Consider the following 1518-nt stretch of genomic DNA (forward strand, 5'->3'; position numbering starts at 1 on the left):
AGATCAACGCCATCGGTCCGGCCACCCTGGCCTCGCTGGACGCGACCCGGCTTGGCGCCCTGGCGGCCAGCCAGATCGCCGGCCTGACCGCCACCAACTTCTCAGCGCTCACCGAGACCCAGGTCGCCGGCCTGTCGGCCACCCAGATCCAGGGCGTCAGCGCAGCCAATATCCGCAGCCTCAGCGCCACCGACTTCGGCGAACTGACCGCCACCCAGCTCGTGGCGCTGACCGCCGGCCAGGTGGGCGCCCTGACCAGCACCAATCTCTTCGGCCTCTCGTCCACCCAGTTCGCGACCCTGGCGGCGACCCAGATCGCCGGCCTCACCGCCAGCCAGCTCTCGGCCCTTGAACCGACCCAGTTCGAGGCCTTCACCGCCACCCAGATCGCGGCCCTGCCCGGCGCCCAGATCGCCGCCCTCAGCACCACCCTGATCGGCTCTCTGACCACGACCCAGGTCGCCGCCTTCGCCGCGACCCAGATCCCCAAGCTGACCGTGACCCAGGTGCGCCAGCTCTCCACGACCCTGGTGGCCGCCATGAGCCCGGCCCAGGTCAACGCCTTCACGGCGCTCCAAATCCAGAACCTGCCGGCCTGACCCGTCGGCCGGTGTGGGAGAGGCGTGCCGCCACGCCGCGTCGAATCTCGCGTGGCGCTCCCTAGGCGCCCTCCAATTCGGTTGATACAGGCTCGCGAATGATGACCTCGCGCCGCACCGTCCTTTCCCCCGCCGCGGCCGGTCTGGCCTTTCTCGGCTACGCGCGGCACGCTAGCGCTCAGACGGGGGCCGCGACCGAGACCTACGCCAACGAGGTCGCGGGCTATGGCCCGCTGGTCTCCGACCCCTACGGCATTCTCGACCTGCCCCAAGGGTTCGCCTACCGGGTGGTGTCGCGGTTCGGCGAGACGATGAGCGACGGCCTGGAGGTCCCTTACAAGGCCGACGGCATGGGCTGCATCCCGCTCAGCGGCTCGCGGGTGGCGCTGGTCCGCAATCACGAACTCAAGAGCAACGACCTCAACTACGGCCCGGCCGGCCTGGCGCGGCGCCTGGCCCCGCGGGTCGACCTGTCGCGGGCCTACGATGTCGGGGCCGACGGCCACGCCCTGCCCGGCGGAACCACCACGCTCATCTACGATGTCGCCAGGCAGAAGCTGATCAGCCAGCACCTCAGCCTCACCGGCACGGCCGTGAACTGCGCCGGCGGCGTCACGCCCTGGGGGTCGTGGCTGAGCTGCGAGGAGAACACCCAGAAGGCCGGCGGAAACCTCTCGAAGGACCATGGGTGGGTGTTCGAGGTGCCGGCCAGGTCCAAGGGCCTGGTCCAGGCCGTGCCGCTCAAGGCCATGGGACGCTTCCAGCACGAAGCCGCCTGCGTCGATCCCCGCACCGGCGTGGTCTACATGACCGAGGACAGCTTCGCCGGCCCCGGCCTGTTCTACCGCTTTCTCCCCAACGCCCAGGGTGAGCTCCACAAGGGGGGCAAGCTGCAGGCGCTGGGGTTCCGCGACGCGCC

Annotated in this window: 1 protein-coding gene and 1 pseudogene; both read left to right on the forward strand. The window is 70.4% G+C overall.

Annotated features, from left to right (window positions below):
* Positions 1–599, forward strand: a pseudogene (locus RMO04_RS16505) (ice nucleation protein); the annotation flags it as partial.
* Positions 600–697: 98 nt separating this feature from the next.
* The coding region (locus RMO04_RS16510) for an alkaline phosphatase PhoX (protein ID WP_309645863.1) at positions 698–1518 on the forward strand (821 nt) is incomplete at its 3' end.

The organism is Phenylobacterium sp. (genome assembly GCF_031412415.1).
Taxonomy (GTDB): Bacteria; Pseudomonadota; Alphaproteobacteria; order Caulobacterales; family Caulobacteraceae; genus Phenylobacterium.